Origin of the sequence: Ramlibacter aquaticus (assembly GCF_015159745.1) — a bacterium.
GTDB lineage: Bacteria > Pseudomonadota > Gammaproteobacteria > Burkholderiales > Burkholderiaceae_C > Ramlibacter > Ramlibacter aquaticus.
On sequence record NZ_JADDOJ010000002.1, the window covers coordinates 23,644 to 39,280 of the forward strand.

Consider the following 15,637-nt stretch of genomic DNA (forward strand, 5'->3'; position numbering starts at 1 on the left):
CGTTCCTGGGGCAGCGATGGGTCAGGCCTGCAGACGCAGCGCGGCCTGGGCACGAGAACCCGCGCACCGGGCGCGGTAGAGGGCCTCGTGGGCTGCGGCGCTGGCCTGCCAGCTGAAGCGTTCGCACACGGCGGGCGTGGCCGTGGCCAGGGCCCGGGCATGGGCGGGGTCGCAGGCCCGCGCCATGGCGGCCGTGATCGCGTCGACCGAATGCGGGTCGGCCCAGCAGCAGTGGCCCATGCGCTCGTCCTCGGGGAGGTACTCGGTGAATGGTGCGATGCGCGACACCACGGCCGGCGTTCCACTGGCCAGGGCCTCGAGAACGACCAGGCCGAAGCCTTCGCGCAGCGATGCCATCAACAGGGCGTCCGCGGCGCGGAACAGGGCCGGCATGTCCTCATCGGGAACCGTGCCCGTCATCACGACGTCGTTGCCCGCGCCGCTGGCGGCCAGCAAGGCTGCAAATTGTCGCCCGTACGCGTCGTGGTCCAGGAGGCTGGCGCCGCCGGCGATGACCAGTTGCGCCGCTGGCCGGTGCACGCGAAACGCCAGGAAGGCCTGGAGCATGCGCAAGGTGTTCTTGCGCTCCTCCACCCCGCCGACGGCCAGGAACACCGGCCCCCCGGGCCGCAGCCCATGGCGCGCCACCACGGCGGCATCCTGCGCCGTGGGCCGGTTCGTATAGCGGCGCAGGTCGACCCCGTTGTGCACAAGGCGTGCCGCAACGCCAAAGTCCGCCGCCAGCCGGTCGCACCAGGTGCGGCTGACACACAGCACCTGGCTCGCCGCGGTGAAGGCGCGCGCCTGCCAGGTCATCAGCCGGGCATCGTCGAAGTGGTCGAGGTGGTGGACCGTTCGGGTGAACCCCTCGATCCGGCCCGCCTCGACCAGGTCGGCGAGCGCATTGCCCCCGATGCCATCCTGCGCATGGAGGACGTCGAAGTGGCGTGTGGCGAGCGTGCGCTCCAGGTGTTGCACAAAGGCGGCGCGACGTGTGGCGACCATGTCCACCACCGAGTTCGTGCGCTCGGTGAGCGCCACCAATTCGACGGCGCAGCGTGTCGGCCTGAACAGCGCCTGGCCGGCGAACGCCGGCGCGAACACGGTCACGCGATGGCCGCGCTCGTGGAGCGCATCGGCCAGTTCCAGCGTGTGGACGACGCCGCCCCGTGGGTTCACGGAGTGGGTCAAGAGGCCGATCGCCAGCGGGGTGCGAGCTTCATCCGGCATGGAAGCCCTCCGGCCGCGCGCTGGCGCCGGCCGTGATGAACGGCTCGGTGGCCACGTCCCACAGCAAGGCCTGGCAGTCGCCGTCGCGCAGCCACACACGCGTGTCTGCGGTGACCGTGCCCACACTGGCGCAGTCGATGCCGTGCGCCTGGAAATGGGCCTGGACCGCCTCCACCTGCGCGGGCCGCACACTGAAGACGAAACCAAAACTGGGGAAGGTTTGCAGCCAGCGCTGCAGCGCGACGCCCGGGGGGCGCGGGATGGCCGAGACCTCGATCTGCGCACCGACCTTCGAGCATTCGAGCAGCATCAGGGCGGTTCCCACCGCGCCGGCGTTGCTGATGTCCTTGGCGGCGTCGCACAGGCCGGACTCGGCCAGCCTGGGCAGGAGCTCGATGTCATCGCGCAGCCGCTGCGCCGGCGCCGAGGTGGACGCATTCCAGAATGGATGCGGCTCCTCGTACGCCCCGCGCAGGTCGATGGCCATCACCAGCGTATCGCCGGGGCGGGCGTTGAAGCTCGTCAACAGGCGGTTGGCACGGCCCAGGATCGCCACGGCCAGAGCGGCCCGGTCCGAGCGGCTGTTGCTGTGCCCCCCGACGATGGGAACGCCGTAGCACGCGGACGCATCGGCCATCCCGCGCAGCACTTCCTGGCCGTCGGGACCGCCCCGGCTCCACAAGGCGTCGACGACCGCGATCGGCCGGCCGCCCATGGCACAGATGTCGCTGAGGTTGACCATCACGCCGCACCAGCCGGCAAAGCGCGGCATGGCCTGCACGAAGTCGTCCAGGAAGCCCTCGATGGCGAACAGCAGCCAGCCGTGGCCGGAGGGGTCCGGGATGGCGGCGCAGTCGTCGCCGATGGCCACCGCCTGCGCCAGGTCGGCGGCGCCGCCAGGCAGGGACTGCGCCAGCGTCGCCATCACCTCGCCGATGTCGCGCTTGTGCGCGAACCCGCGTCCGGCGCGCAGCGTGGCGGCGAGCGCGGCGAGCTCGCCGTCCGTCATGCGCCACCCCGCGTCGCGGCATTCACGAAGCCGGTGAGCGGATCGTGGCAGGGCGGATAGTGCGCCAGGTCGGCCTGCATCAGTACATGGGGCCGCCCGTGCAGTGTCTCCTCGCGCAGCGAGGTCCAGTGCAGCTTCTCGAACAGCGCCTGGTTCTGCTGCTGCACGTGCGCCAGGAAGATCCGGCATCCCCGCGCATGCGCACTCGCGACCGCGAGCCGGATCAAGGCCTCGCCGAGCCGGCCGTGCCTGCGGTAGTCGGCATGCACGGCCAGCCGCGAGCCCCACCAGACGCCGTCCCGGTCACCGTCGGCGCCGCGGTGGATGCGTACCGTGCCCACCACCCGCTCGCTCATGCCGCCCACGCAGGAGAGCGCCACCAGTGGCTGCGCGTGGGCGTCGATCGCATCCAGATCGTCGTCCACGAACACACGCTGCTCCTCGCAGAACACCGCGCGCCGCAGCTTCCGGGCTTCGTTGATCTCCCAGCCCCCGTCCGCCCACTTGACCCGGAATTCACACGGGACGAAGGTCGTCGGCAGCTCGCACCAGGTCGAAAGGGCGTCCATGGCTCAGCGCTCGTAGACGGACAGGGACGAGCACGCACCGCACTTTCCGCAACCGGCCTTGATGTCGGACGAGCGCAGGTCGGCCGCACTCACCATCGCACCCAACGGCTCCAGCACCGAGCGCATGAACCCGGGCGACGGCGCGGGATGGTCTTCCAGCGGTGTGCCGCTGATCGGGACGAACGGAACGACGAAGGGGTACACGCCCAGCGCCAGGAGGGTCTCGCACATGGCGAGGATGTCTTCGCGGCTGTCTCCCAGGCCGGCCAGGATGTAGGTGCTGACCTGGCCACGGCCGAAGACCCGGACCGCGGCCCCGAAGCTCTCCAGGTAACGCGCGATGGGCACGCTCGCCTTGCCGGGCATGATGCGCTCGCGCACTGCGGGGGACACCGCTTCCAGGTGCATGCCCAGGGTGTCTATGCCCGCTTCGCGCATGCGGTCGAACCATGCGTCCGTGTCGGGAGGCTCGCACTGGGCCTGGATGGGGATGTCCACCGCCGCCCGGATGGCACGGGCGCTCTCCACCAGCACCTCGGCGCCGCGGTCGGGCGTCGGCGGCGTCCCGGTGGTCATGACCATGTGCTTCACGCCGTCCAGCCGCACCGCCGCCAGCGCCACCTCGGCCAGCTGCTGGGGTGTCTTGTGGGCGATGGTGCGGCCGGCGGCCAGGCTCTGGCCGATCGCGCAGAACTGGCAGGTCTTGGTGCGGCTCTGGTAGCGGATGCAGGTCTGCAGGACGGTGGTGGCCAGCACGTCCGAACCGTGCAGCGTCGCGATGTGCGAGTACGGCACGCCGTCCTGGGTCTGCAGCTCGTAAAAACGGGGGGCCTTCGGGAAGCTGATGCTGGCGATGGGAATGGCGTTGCGCGTGAGTGCGCTGCGCCCCTGTGCATCGGGCGCCTGCGCGACGAACGGCGAGTTCCACGCGCTGGAGGTGTGCACCGGGACCATGATCGTGTGCCCGTCCACGGTGACCGCCTTGTGGTCCGACGGCCCCGCGCCGCCGCGGCGGCTTGCCACGCCGCCATGGGGCGAGCCGGGTTCAGCCAGCCGCAACCCGAAGGACTGCAGTTCCGTCATCAGCTGCCGGGTTTGCTGGGACAGCGCTTGCGTGGGGTCGGTCGTCGTGTTCATGGACAGGGCTCCGGGAGAAAGGCTCGGGCATTGCCGATGCCGTGAGGGCGGGGCGGTCGTTGATGGCGAGGCTCAGGAGCTCGGGACGCGCGTAGTGGCCCACCGAATCCATCATTCGCTTGCGCTTGGTGATCAGCGACATGTCAAGGTCGGCCACCACCATGCCTTCACCTTCGCGCAGCGGCGGCGCGAGGTGCACCCCCTCCGGCGAGACGATGGCGGTGTTGCAGCCGCCGCGCAGCGCCTTCTGCAGGCTGGCGTCCGGGGTGATCGCGGCGATCTGCGCGTCGGTCAGCCAGCCGGTGGCGTTGACGACGAAGCAGCCGGCCTCCAGCGCATGGTGGCGGATCGTCGCCTCCATCTGGTCACCGAAGATGGGACCCACCAGCGAGCCAGGAAACTGCGCGCAGTGGATCTCCTCGTGCTGCGTCATGAGTGCGTAGCGGGCCAGCGGGTTGTAGTGCTCCCAGCAGGCGAGCGCGCCGACCTTGCCGACCCGGGTGTCCACCACCTTCAGGCCGGCAGCGTCCCCCTGGCCCCACACCATGCGCTCATGGAAGGTGGGCGTGAGCTTGCGTCGCTTGAGCATCAGCGTGCCGTCAGCGTCGAAGATCAGCTGCGTGTTGTAGAGCGAGCCGAAGTCGCGCTCGTTGACGCCGAGGACGACCACCATGCCGCGGGCGCGGGCCTGCTGCGCCACGGCCTGCGTCACCGGCCCCGGAACCACCACGGCACGTTCATAGAGCCGCATGTGGTCGGCCCCCATCTGCACGGGTGGCTTCACGAACGAGAAGTAGGGGTAATACGGCAGGAACGTTTCGGGAAACACGATCAGCTGCACGCCCTGCCCTGCAGCGCGATCGATCGCGTCGCAGACCTTGTTGAGCGTGCCGTCGATCGCGTCGAAATCCGGCGCGATCTGGACGGCGGCAGCACGGACAACACGGGGTTGCGGCATGACGGTCTCGCGCCCCGCTTACAGGGTCCAGGTGTCCAGGATGAACGCGTTGGCCTTGCGGTGCATCAGGACGATGTCCAGCACGTCCAGCGGGCTGATGGGGCGGATGCCCTCGATCAGCGCACCTTCACCGTGGCCGTACAGCGCCTGCAGCGCGAAGCGGCAGGCATAGACCTTGCCGCCCTCGGCGATGAACTTCGTGATCTGGTTGTTGAAGTTCTGGTGGCCGGGGAAGGCCTCTGCGCCCAGCGTCGGGAAGCCGCGCTGCACGCCCAGCGTCACGCCGGGGCCATACAGCAGGATCGACGTTTCGAAGCCCTTGCGCTGCAGCCGCGTGGCCTGCAGGAGGTTGACGAAGCCGATCGAGCCTTCGAAGGCCACGGTGTGGAAGGTGACGAGCGCTTTTTCGCCAGGCTCGGCCTTCACGTCCTCGAAGACCTTCTCTTCGTAGTCGACGAGGAAGTCGCCGGTGTGGTTCGGGGCTTTGGTGACTTTGGGCATGGTGAAACTCCGTGGTTTGAAGGGACGCCCGAGGGCCCGGGCGCCACCACGCCTTGCATGCCGCATGCCACGCCGCGCGCCGTGCAGGGCGGTCTGCGTGCGATCAGCGTGCGATCAAAACGGCGCGATGCGATCCAGCGGGCCACAGCGAAAGATCACGGGCACCACGGCGCGTTCGGCGGCGACGGAAACCTGCTCATCCGCATTGGCAAGCACGCCCCGGCGTGGGGCCTGCGGGCCCGATCAATGCCTCCGATCAGCGGTCCGGGCGGCACCATCGCAGTGCGGCAAATCCGTCCAGCTCTGGCACGCAATCTGCGATCAGCACGCTGGTTGATTGCCAGGCATGCGCAATCAATGGATGCAATCAGGCCCCTCACCCGGAAAGGCTGCCATGCCCCTCAACAAGCTCTCGGCCCACTGGGCCCGCCGCCTCGAGTCCGATCCCCGGCCGGCGTACCTGCTGATCCCGGACCTGATCGCGGAGGATGTGCGCACCGGCCGCCTGGGCGCGCGCGAGCGTCTGCCGAACCTGCGCGAGCTCTCGCAGGAACTGGGCCTCAACTACACCACAGTCGCCCGCGCCTACGCAGAGGCGAGAAAGCGCGGCCTGGTCGATTCCCGGCCTGGCGTGGGGACCTTCGTGAGGGGCCATGCCCCGTCGTTGCCGCTGCGCGGCGGCAGCGGCGCCGAAATGACGATGAACATGCCGCCCGAGCCGCAGGAGCCCGCGCTGATGGCGCGCATGCAGGCGGGCGCCGCCGAGTTGATGGCACGGACCGATCCGTACCTGCTGCTGCGCTACCAGGACTTCGGCGGAAGCCTGGCGGACCGTGAGGCCGCCACGGCGTGGCTGCGTACGCGGCTGCCCGGGTGCGACATGGCACGGGTCCTGGTCTGCCCGGGCATCCATAGCGTGCTGGCGGCACTGATATCGCAGCTCGCGCGTCCCGGCGAGGTGATCTGCGTCGAGTCGCTCACCTACCCGGGCATCAAGGCGATCAGCACGCAGCTGGGGGTGCAACTGCATGCACTGACGCTGGACGACGAGGGCCCGAGCGCCGCGGAATTCGAGCTGGCCTGCAAGAGGCTCAAACCGAAGGCGCTGTACATCAACCCGACCTTGCTGAACCCGACCACCACCACCACCTCGCGCAGCCGCCGCGAAGCACTGGCCGACATCGCGCTGCGCTTCAACGTGCCCATCATCGAGGACGACGCGTACGCGATGCTGCCGCTGGAGGCGCCACCTCCCTTGGCGTCGATGGCGCCCGAGCTGACGTACTACGTCTCAGGCTTGAGCAAGTGCCTCGGTGCCGGCCTGCGGACGGCGTTCGTCTGCGCCCCCACGGAGACGGCGGCGAAGCGGCTCGCTGGCGCCCTGCGCGCCACCACGGTGATGGCCTCGCCATACACCAACGCCCTGGCCACCCGATGGCTGATGGACGGCACGGCGGAAGCGGTGCTCATCGCGATCCGTGCCGAATCCGTGGCGCGGCAGGCCCTCGCCGCCAAGTGGCTGGCGCGCTACGGCGTCGTCGCACACCCGGAGGGCTTCCACCTGTGGTTGCCCCTGACCTCGTCCTGGAGCGTGGTGGAATTCGCCTCGTTCCTGCGTACCCAGGGGGTCGGGGTCGTCGCCAGTGCGGCGTTCTCGACCGATGGGGACCCACCGGATGCCGTGCGCGTGTGCCTGGGCGGGTCCTTGTCCCGCAACGGCTGCGATGACGCGCTGAGGCTCATCGCAGACACGCTCGAGCATCCACGGCATCCACACGCCACCATCCTGTGACCCGGTCAGCCCTTGCTTCGCGTCGGGTGCTGCCCGGGTCTGGCCGCTGCCCCTGCCATCTTTCCCGCCCAGGCAGCAGGGCGCTGCGACGATCGGGTGAAGAACTGGACCGGTGCAGTAGCATCGGGCGAACTCAGCAGGAGCTCGGAATGGCGCTGATCGCGTGCAGTGAGTGCGGCAAAGAGATTTCGAACCAGGCGAGTGCGTGCCCACACTGCGGCGCTCCGAAACATGCGCAACGTGCGGCCAGAGGCAGTGACGGCTCTCCGCGCTCTGCCAGGTACGCGGTTCGTGCGCTGATTGGCTTTGCCCTTGCCGTTTTGCTGGCAGCAGCCCTGAACCCTTCCGAGGAGCGTCACAAGGAGGCCATAAAGCGCGCATTCGCTGCTGACGGTCCCTTGATCGGTGCCATTGCAGGTCAGCTCACGTCAATGAGCGTGCGGTACCAGAGCCGCGTTATCTACTCCTACACCACCGTCAACGGCAAGCTTGCTTCCTGGGGAGCGCTGGGCTACGTGCACGCAACTTCGTCAGAGAACTGAGCCCCGGCGATTCGGGCGAAGTTGGGGTGGTACAGCCACCCGAGTCCTCGTAGGGGAAAGCGTGCTGATCGGCGGTGCGCGGGAGTTCACGAAGTACCTCGTGTCCGGTCTTTCGGTGGCCTCCAAGACGGCATCGGACGACACCATGTTTGCCGGCTGCCCCATCTCGTCGAAATGGCGGCTCCGCGCCCCTGCGAGCAACTCCATGGCCTCGGCTTCAGTCGCGCCAGCGGCTTCAAAGCGAAAGTTGGAGGTCTCAAGGGTGGCGATGACGATGTGCATGGGTTCTCCGTTCGCTCCTGCGGTCACGGCAAAGTCCCCAACCGCTATACGATGCTCTGAGGCGAACCTCAGCAATATGTCAATCCGCGCCAAGACCATCCAGATTTTTCTTCCCTCTGGCGACCCGCAAGGCATCCGCCAGGCCGAAATCACCACGCGCATCGTGCGGCTCATCGAGGTCCCGCGCAAGCTGCTGAAGGATTTCCTGGCTATGCCGGAATCCGCCGGAGGCGCCGTGTACTTCCTGTTCGGTGAAGGGGAAGAGTCCGCCAAGCCGCAGGTGTACATCGGGCAGACCGGAGACTTGAAAAAGCGCTTGGTGAAGCACCAGAAGGAGAAGGACTTCTGGCACCGTGCCGTGGTCATGCTGTCGCGCGCCGATAGCCTCACTACGACTCACTCGCTGTACCTCGAGCGCCTCTGCATTCAGCGCGCCAAGGCGGCCGGGCGCTACACAGTCGAGAACGACACGAACGGGAGCAAACTGAACACAACGAAGCCGATGGAGGCGGAGTGCGAAGAGCTGTTTGAGACCGGTGAGTCGCTTATGGCGACACTTGGCTTCCCTTTGTTTGAGAAGCCGGCGCCGGTCGGCGACGCAGCGAACCTGTACTTTTGCACTGCGGCTGGCGCCGATGCAAGGGCGCAGTACACGGCCGAGGGGATGGCCGTGCTCAAAGGCTCCAAGGCCCGCGGCCAGGTTACCGACAGCTTCAAGGACAAGGGGTTCCACGCTCTTCGAAAGCAGCTGGAGGCAGCGGGGGTGCTGGAACCAGCCGGCGACCAGCTCATTTTCACTGAGGACTACGTCTTCAAGTCGCCCAGTGGGGCGGCAGCCATCGTCGTGGGCAACAACATGAACGGCTGGATTTCTTGGAAGAACAAGGACGGAAAGACCTTGGACGCCGCGGTCCGCCAAGGCCCCCAGGCTTGATGCCGTCGGTCAGGCGGGGCGACACCACCGCGGCTCTAACGCGCTACTTCGGCTGCCCAGGCGACCTGTTGCTGCGGCCGCCGCCCGACACGCCGCCCGTAGTGCTCGGCTTGTTGTCGAGGTACTGCGGTCGCTGAGCTCCGCGACCGCCGGCTTGGCCTTGCGGTTGTCCGCCGGACTTGGGCTGCGCCCCCGAATTGCTGGTCTTTGATGCCATCGTAAGCCTCCGTTTTCGGTTGGAAGGCAAAACGTAGGCGACGGGGCCAGACGCGCTCAGTCCTCCGAAGTCTTGGCGAGTGCCGGCCACCTCGTACAAAGGCTGTTCCGCCTGCCGGAAGCTCCGGCGTTTACGACTCCGTTTCAGAGGCGAGTATCAGCTTCCACCGGCCCTGACTATCAGGTTTCACCAACTTCCGTTTGGTCTGCGCAGTGCCTTGCGCCCGGGGCCGCACTCACTCCACCGTCACGCTCTTCGCCAGGTTGCGCGGCTTGTCCACGTCCGTGCCCCGCGCGCAGGCCGTGTGGTAGGCCAGCAGCTGCAGCGGCACCACGTGCAGCAGCGGGCTCAGCGGGCCGTAGTGCTCGGGCATGCGGATCACGTGCAGGCCGTCGCCGCTCTCGATGCGGGTGTCGGCATCGGCCAGCACATACAGCACGCCACCACGCGCGCGCACTTCCTGCATGTTGCTCTTGAGCTTCTCCAGCAGCGCGTCGTTGGGCGCCACCGTGACCACCGGCATCTCGCTGGTCACCAGTGCCAGCGGGCCGTGCTTCAGCTCGCCCGCGGCATAGGCCTCGGCGTGGATGTAGGTGATCTCTTTGAGCTTCAGGGCACCCTCCAGCGCAATCGGGTAGTGCAGCCCGCGGCCCAGGAACAGCGCGTGCTCCTTGCCCGCGAAATCCTCGGCCCAGCTGATCACCTGCGGCTCCAGCGCGAGCACCGCGGCCAGCGCCGCCGGCAGGTGGCGCATGGCCTTCAGGTGCGCCGCCTCCTCCGCGTCGCTGAGCCGGCCCTTGGCCTGCGCCAGCACCAGCGTGAGCAGGAACAGGCCCGCCAGCTGCGTGGTGAAGGCCTTGGTCGAGGCGACGCCGATCTCCACGCCTGCGCGCGTGATGTACGCGAGCCGGCATTCGCGCACCATGGCCGAGGTGGCGACGTTGCAGATGGTCAGGGTCTTGTCCATGCCCAGGCCCTGCGCGTGGCGCAGCGCGGCCAGGGTGTCGGCGGTTTCGCCCGACTGGCTGATGGTGACGACCAGGGTGTTGGGGTTGGGCACCGACTCGCGGTAGCGGTATTCGCTGGCGATTTCCACCTGGGTCGGGATCTTGGCGATGCCCTCCAGCCAGTACTTGGCGGTGCAGCCGCTGTAGTAGCTGGTGCCGCAGGCCAGGATCAGCACGGAGTCGATCTCGCGGAACACGCGGTGCGCGCCGTCGCCGAACAGCTCGGGCACGATGCCGGCGATGCCCTCCAGCGTGTCGGCCACCGCGCGCGGCTGCTCGAAGATCTCCTTCTGCATGTAGTGGCGGTAGGGGCCCAGCTCGGCCGCGCCGCTGTGGGCTTGCACGGTGCGCACCGGGCGCTCCACGCTGCGGCCGTTGCGGTCCGAGATCCAGTGGCGGCCCAGTTGCACGTCCACCACGTCGCCCTCCTCCAGGTAGACGATCTGGTCCGTGACACCGGCCAGCGCCATCGCGTCGCTGGCCAGGAAGTTCTCACCGCCCTCCAGGCCCACGCCCAGGATCAGCGGCGAGCCCGCACGCGCGCCCACCACGCGGTGCGGCTCGTCCTTGCAGAAGACGGCGATGGCGTAGGCGCCATGCAATTGCTTCACCGCCGCCTGCACGGCCTCGAACAGGTCGCCGTCGTAGAGGCTGTCCACCAGGTGGGCGATGACCTCGGTGTCGGTCTGGCTGGCGAAGCGGTAGCCGCGCGCCTGCAGGCTGGCGCGCAGTTCGTCATGGTTCTCGATGATCCCGTTGTGCACCAGGGCGATGCGGCCGGGCCGGTCCGCGGCGGCTTCGCCCGGCCCGTGGCTGAAGTGCGGGTGGGCGTTGTGCACCGCGGGCGCGCCGTGGGTGGCCCAGCGCGTGTGGGCGATGCCGGTGGTTCCGGTGAGCCGGTCGTCCTCGATCTGGCGCAGCAGCTTGGCGACCCGGTCGGTGCTGCGGGCCCGCTTCAGGCCCTGGTCCCAGACGGCCACGCCACAGGAGTCATAGCCCCGGTACTCCAGGCGCTGCAGGCCCTGGACCAGGATGGGAACGATGTTGCGGGTGGAGACGGCGCCGACGATGCCACACATGGGATGCCCCTGGAAATCAAGCTGGAGAGCGGAGACTGTAGTGGCGAGGTCAAGAAATATGCGATCTCAAATTCCATTCTTATGAACTATTATTTCTTCGTACTTCATAACATTCTCTTTTGTCCATCACCGAGTCCGAAATGGAATCTTCTTTCACACTGGACGCCATCGACCTGGCTCTGTTGGACCAGTTGCAGCGGGACGCCTCGCTCAGCAACCAGGACCTGGCGGCGCGGGTGCACGTCTCGCCGCCCACCTGCCTGCGGCGCGTCAAGCGCCTGCGCGAGAGCGGGCTGCTGCAGGCCATCGTGGGGCTGGTGGATCCGCAGCGGCTGGCGCAGGTGCAGGGGCACGGGCTGCAGGCCATCGTGGAAGTGAGCCTGGACCGGCAGGACGCCGAGGCCCTGGACGGCTTCGAGGCGCGCGTGGTGCAGGACGATGCCGTCCAGCAGTGCTGGCGCGTCTCGCCCGGGCCGGATTTCGTTCTGGTGGTGCAGGCCAGCGACATGCCCGGCTACCTGGCGCTGGCGCAGCGCCTGTTCACCGCGGACCTGCACGTGCGCAACGTGAAGGCCTTCTTCGCGGTGAAGCGGGCGAAGTTCGCGCCCCGCATCGCGCTGGCGCGGGGCTGAGCCCGCACCGGCCAGCCAGGGCGAGCCCGGTCTGCGCGAGCCGGCAGGGCGCGGCCGGGGCCCGGGGCTCGGGGCCTGGCCCCGGCGCAGGCCTCAGCCCTTCTTCTTTTCCGGCCGCTTCCAGTCCGGGATCACCACCTGCTTGCCGCGCGCCACCGCCAGCGCCCCGGCCGGCGTGTCGCGGGTGATGGTGGAGCCGCCGCCCACGGTGGCGCCCCGGCCCAGGGTGACGGGCGCCACCAGCACGCAGTTGCTGCCCACGTGCACCTCGTCCTCGATCACCGTGCGGTGCTTGTTGGCGCCGTCGTAGTTGGCGGTGATGGAGCCCGCACCGTAGTTCACCCGCTCCCCGACGGTGGCGTCGCCCAGGTAGGCCAGGTGGTTGGCCTTGGCGCCGCGCGCCAGGCTGGAGTTCTTCACCTCGACGAAGTTGCCGATGTGCACCTCGGGCCCCAGCTGCGCGCCGGGCCGCAGCCGCGCGAAAGGCCCGACCAAGGCGCCCTCGCCCACCCGCACGCCGGCCTTCTCGCCGTCGATGTGGGTGAAGGGATGGATCACGGCACCCGCCGCGATGGCCGCGTTGGCGATCACGCAGTTCGCGCCGATGCGCACCCCGTCCCCCAGCGTCACGCAGCCCTCGAAGATGCAGTTGGCGTCGATCTCCACGTCCTGCCCGCATTCCAGCGTGCCGCGCACGTCGATGCGTGCCGGGTCCGCCAGGCGCACGCCCGCCTCCAGCAATCGGCCGGCCTCGCGCAGCTGGTAGGCGCGCTCCAGCGCAGCCAGTTGCACCGGGCTGTTCACGCCCTCGACCTGCATGGGCTCCGGCGCCTCGAGCGCCACCACCTCGGCGCCGTCGGCGACCGCCAGCTTCACGATGTCGGTGAGGTAGTACTCGCCCTGGGCGTTGCGGTTGTCGATGCGGGCCAGCCAGTCGCGCAGCTTCGCATTGGGCACCGCCATGAATCCGGTGTAGACCTCCCGGATGGCGCGCTCGCCCTCGCTCGCGTCCTTGTGCTCCACGATCGCGCGCACATGGTCGCCCTGGCGCACGATGCGCCCGTACCCGGCCGGGTTGGGCAGCGTCACGGTGAGCAGCACCAGGCGCTCGCCCTGGCAGCGCTGCGCGAGCCGGGCCAGCGTGTCCGCATCGACCAGGGGCACGTCGCCATTGAGGATCAGGGTGGTGCCCTCGCCCGGCAGCTGCGGCAGGGCCTGCTGCACGGCGTGGCCGGTGCCCAGCTGCGGCTCCTGCCGCACGAAGGCCGGCGTGGCCGAGCCGGTGTCGCGCGGCCAGGCCTGGACGGCGGCCTCGACCGCCTCGGCCCCGTTGCCCGTCACCACCACGCAGTGGCGCAGCTGCAGCCGCGCCGCCGTGTCCAGCACGTGCTGCAGCAGCGGCCGGCCCGCCAGGCGGTGCAGCACCTTGGGCAGGCGGCTTTTCATGCGCGTGCCCTTGCCCGCGGCCATGATCACGGCGTCGATCGCAGTCATTCGTGTCCTTGCAGAGTCCAGCACGGGATTATCCCGCCCGGGGCGGCAGGCAAGGCAGGCCGCGGCCCGAAGGGGCCAAGCGCGGCGGTCGGGAGGCCGCGCACCCGGGGCGGCGACGCACGGGCGCGGCTGCGGCGCTCAGGCCGGGCTCAGCGCTCGCCCTTGGAATGCGAGCGGCCTTCCTCTTCGGCCGCTCCATCTCGCGCGCCTCCTCGGCCGAACGCGGGCGGGCCGCCTCGGCGTCGCGCGCCACGTCGTGCGTCTTCAGGTAGTCCGCGGTGCGGCGCTCGTAGTCGCGGCTGCCTTCGTAGCTGCCTTCGCCCATGGGGGCGTCGCCGCCCTGGGGCGGGGCGTCGGACGAAGGGCGGGCCGGATTCTGCTGCTCGGGCGCACTGCGGCGCTCGGGCTGCTGCTGGAGGATGCGGGGCGTCTGGGTGGACATGGTGCGGGCGGGACTGGACAGGGACGCCCAGCGTAGGGGCCGCACCCCAGCCGTGCGGCAGGACGGTGCACACCCCGCGCGTGCGGCCCGTCCTACGCGCCGCTCAGGCCTGCAGCGAGGCCCACATGTCCTTGTCGCGCTCGGCCGTCCAGATGCGCGGGTTCTTGATGCCGCGCGCCTCGTCGTAGGCCCGGCTCACGTCGAAGGGCAGGCAGTGCTCGTAGATGAACACATGGCCGAAGACCGGGTCCATGGCCTTGCGGGTGTGGGCCATGGCCGCCTTCAGGTCCATGTTGGCGGCAGCCGCCTCCTTGGCGGCGCCGAAGAGCGTCTCGACCCAGCGCCGGGTGTAGTCCAGCGCCTTGTTGACCTCGGCGTTGCCCTTCATGGCTTCGCCGCGGCCGGGCACCAGGGCCTCGGCGCGCAGCGCGCGCAGGGCCTCCAGCGTGGCGGGCCACTCCTCGAGCTGGGCGTCGCCGGTGTAGACGCCCGCCTCGTACTCGACCAGGTCGCCCGAGAACAGCACCTTCTCGGCCTCGACCCAGGCGATGGTGTCGCCGCGCGTGTGGCCGGGGCCCGGGTGCCACACCTGCACCGTCACGCCGCCCAGGTCCAGCGTGAGCCTGCCCGGCACCTCGCCCCGCGCCGGGTTGCCGCCGCCGATCACCAGGGTCGGCCAGGTGAGGCCCGGCACGCTCTCGGCATTGCGGAACAGGCGCGGGAAGCGCTCCATCTCGGACTGCATGTCCTCCTTGCCGCGCTCGACGATCAGGTCCAGCGTGCCCTGGCTGGCAATGATCTCGGTCGCCCCCTCGGCCGCGTAGGCGCTGGCGCCCAGCACGCGCACCGCGTGGTAGTGCGTCAGCAGCACGTACTTGATCGGCTTGTCGCTCACCTCGCGGATGCGGGCGATCAAGTCACGCGCCATGGCCGGCGTGGCCGTGGCATCGCTCACCATGATGAACTTCTCGCCGATGATGACGCCGGAGTTCGGGTCGCCCTCGGCGGTGTAGGCCCAGCAGTGCGCGCTGAGCTGCTCGAAGGTGATCTTCTTGTCGGCGAGGTCGGCCTGGCTGGCGAAGGCTTTGGACATGCGTGTCTTTCGAGATTCCGCTAATCGTAATCGATTACGGATAGTTGAATTCCAGCCCGCCGACCCCTGCAGCACGGCGGCTGCCGCGCGTCAGCCGCCCAGCCCGTGCTCCAGCATGGCCACCACCTCTTCGGCGAACTGGGCGTAGCTCAGGCGCCCGCCAGGGCGCAGCCAGGTGAAGGTCCAGTTGATCATGCCGAACAGCATCATCGCGACCGGCGTCTGGTTGGCCGCGGTGACGCGCTGCGGGTAGGCCCGCCGCAGGAAGCGCGTGACGGCGGCCACCACGTCGCGCTGGCGGTCCAGCACCAGCTCGCGCTGCGCCTCGCCCAGGAACTGCGTGTCGTGCAGCAGCGCGGCGTGGCGCGTGGCCGAGGTCTCGTATTCCTGGAGAAAGGCGCGCACCAGCTCGTGCAGGGCGGCGCGCTCGTCCAGGCTGCGCCGCTGGGCGGTGGCCTCGACCTGGCCGATCACCGCCAGCAGGCGCTGGGTGTAGCGGTCCAGCAGGTCGAACAGGATGGCGGCCTTGCTGTCGTAGTAGTGGTACAGCCGGGCCTTGGAGGTGCCGCAGGCCGCGGCCACGTCGTTCATGCTGGCGGCCAGGTAGCCCTGCTGCGCGAAGCAGCGGGCCGCCACGTCCAGGATCTCGTCGCGCTTGAGTTCGTGCTGGGACGACTTGGGTCGGGCCATGGCGGCGATTATGTGCGCCGCCGCACCCG

Annotated in this window: 16 protein-coding genes; 4 read left to right on the plus strand and 12 right to left on the minus strand. The window is 69.2% G+C overall.

Going from position 1 to position 15,637, the window contains the following annotated elements:
- Positions 1 to 21: 21 nt before the first annotated feature.
- From IM725_RS00745 to IM725_RS00770, 6 genes are read right to left on the minus strand one after another with little or no spacing between them, the layout of a single operon-like run.
- Positions 22 to 1,230 carry an MSMEG_0565 family glycosyltransferase gene (locus IM725_RS00745; protein WP_193778648.1) on the minus strand — a complete coding sequence of 403 codons (1,209 nt, stop codon included), beginning with the start codon at positions 1,228 to 1,230 and terminating at the stop codon, positions 22 to 24.
- On the minus strand, positions 1,220 to 2,239 hold the full coding sequence (locus IM725_RS00750; RefSeq protein WP_193778649.1) for a sll0787 family AIR synthase-like protein: 1,020 nt from the start codon (positions 2,237 to 2,239) through the stop codon (positions 1,220 to 1,222). The genes IM725_RS00745 and IM725_RS00750 overlap by 11 nt, the downstream gene beginning before the upstream one ends.
- Positions 2,236 to 2,808 carry an MSMEG_0567/Sll0786 family nitrogen starvation N-acetyltransferase gene (locus IM725_RS00755; RefSeq protein WP_193778650.1) on the minus strand — a complete coding sequence of 191 codons (573 nt, stop codon included), beginning with the start codon at positions 2,806 to 2,808 and terminating at the stop codon, positions 2,236 to 2,238. Before IM725_RS00755 ends, IM725_RS00750 begins: the two co-directional genes overlap by 4 nt.
- A gap of 3 nt (positions 2,809 to 2,811) precedes the next feature.
- The gene (locus tag IM725_RS00760; protein ID WP_193778724.1) at positions 2,812 to 3,891 is read right to left on the minus strand and encodes an MSMEG_0568 family radical SAM protein; all 1,080 of its coding nucleotides are present in this window, start codon (positions 3,889 to 3,891) and stop codon (positions 2,812 to 2,814) included.
- Positions 3,854 to 4,903, minus strand: coding sequence for a Nit6803 family nitrilase (locus IM725_RS00765; RefSeq protein WP_193778651.1), 1,050 nt, complete (start codon positions 4,901 to 4,903; stop codon positions 3,854 to 3,856). The genes IM725_RS00760 and IM725_RS00765 overlap by 38 nt, the downstream gene beginning before the upstream one ends.
- A gap of 18 nt (positions 4,904 to 4,921) precedes the next feature.
- Positions 4,922 to 5,404 carry an MSMEG_0572/Sll0783 family nitrogen starvation response protein gene (locus IM725_RS00770; RefSeq protein WP_193778652.1) on the minus strand — a complete coding sequence of 161 codons (483 nt, stop codon included), beginning with the start codon at positions 5,402 to 5,404 and terminating at the stop codon, positions 4,922 to 4,924.
- A gap of 394 nt (positions 5,405 to 5,798) precedes the next feature.
- Here IM725_RS00770 and IM725_RS00775 point away from each other — a divergent pair, with 394 nt between their 5' ends.
- Together IM725_RS00775 and IM725_RS20235 are read left to right on the plus strand one after the other, a co-directional pair.
- Positions 5,799 to 7,196, plus strand: a complete 1,398-nt coding sequence (locus IM725_RS00775; RefSeq protein ID WP_193778653.1) for an aminotransferase-like domain-containing protein — start codon at positions 5,799 to 5,801, stop codon at positions 7,194 to 7,196.
- 149 nt (positions 7,197 to 7,345) lie between these two features.
- Positions 7,346 to 7,738 (plus strand): zinc ribbon domain-containing protein, encoded by a 393-nt coding sequence (locus tag IM725_RS20235; protein ID WP_227753474.1) that lies wholly within the window; start codon positions 7,346 to 7,348, stop codon positions 7,736 to 7,738.
- Here IM725_RS20235 and IM725_RS00785 read toward each other — a convergent pair.
- Positions 7,727 to 8,020: a hypothetical protein gene (locus IM725_RS00785; RefSeq protein WP_193778654.1), complete on the minus strand. Its 294-nt coding sequence runs from the start codon at positions 8,018 to 8,020 to the stop codon at positions 7,727 to 7,729. The genes IM725_RS20235 and IM725_RS00785 overlap by 12 nt on opposite strands.
- Positions 8,021 to 8,096: 76 nt before the next feature.
- On the opposite strand from IM725_RS00785, the gene IM725_RS00790 reads away from it, so the two are divergent.
- Entirely contained in the window at positions 8,097 to 8,954 is an 858-nt protein-coding gene (locus IM725_RS00790; RefSeq protein ID WP_193778655.1) for a GIY-YIG nuclease family protein, read from the plus strand.
- A gap of 452 nt (positions 8,955 to 9,406) precedes the next feature.
- Here the strand turns inward: IM725_RS00790 and glmS are convergent, their stop codons facing one another.
- The gene (gene glmS / locus IM725_RS00795) at positions 9,407 to 11,257 is read right to left on the minus strand and encodes a glutamine--fructose-6-phosphate transaminase (isomerizing) (RefSeq protein ID WP_193778656.1); all 1,851 of its coding nucleotides are present in this window, start codon (positions 11,255 to 11,257) and stop codon (positions 9,407 to 9,409) included.
- A gap of 140 nt (positions 11,258 to 11,397) precedes the next feature.
- Here glmS and IM725_RS00800 point away from each other — a divergent pair, with 140 nt between their 5' ends.
- Positions 11,398 to 11,889 carry an Lrp/AsnC family transcriptional regulator gene (locus IM725_RS00800; protein ID WP_193778657.1) on the plus strand — a complete coding sequence of 164 codons (492 nt, stop codon included), beginning with the start codon at positions 11,398 to 11,400 and terminating at the stop codon, positions 11,887 to 11,889.
- Between the two features lie 93 nt (positions 11,890 to 11,982).
- Here the strand turns inward: IM725_RS00800 and glmU are convergent, their stop codons facing one another.
- From glmU to IM725_RS00820, 4 genes are all read right to left on the minus strand, one after another.
- The gene (glmU, locus tag IM725_RS00805; protein ID WP_193778658.1) at positions 11,983 to 13,383 is read right to left on the minus strand and encodes a bifunctional UDP-N-acetylglucosamine diphosphorylase/glucosamine-1-phosphate N-acetyltransferase GlmU; all 1,401 of its coding nucleotides are present in this window, start codon (positions 13,381 to 13,383) and stop codon (positions 11,983 to 11,985) included.
- A 28-nt stretch (positions 13,384 to 13,411) separates the two neighbouring features.
- Complete coding sequence (locus tag IM725_RS00810) at positions 13,412 to 13,825, minus strand: hypothetical protein (protein ID WP_193778659.1); 414 nt, start codon at positions 13,823 to 13,825, stop codon at positions 13,412 to 13,414.
- A gap of 103 nt (positions 13,826 to 13,928) precedes the next feature.
- Positions 13,929 to 14,918, minus strand: a complete 990-nt coding sequence (locus tag IM725_RS00815; RefSeq protein WP_193778660.1) for an MBL fold metallo-hydrolase — start codon at positions 14,916 to 14,918, stop codon at positions 13,929 to 13,931.
- Between the two features lie 90 nt (positions 14,919 to 15,008).
- Positions 15,009 to 15,608 carry a TetR/AcrR family transcriptional regulator gene (locus tag IM725_RS00820; RefSeq protein WP_193778661.1) on the minus strand — a complete coding sequence of 200 codons (600 nt, stop codon included), beginning with the start codon at positions 15,606 to 15,608 and terminating at the stop codon, positions 15,009 to 15,011.
- Positions 15,609 to 15,637: the final 29 nt, after the last annotated feature.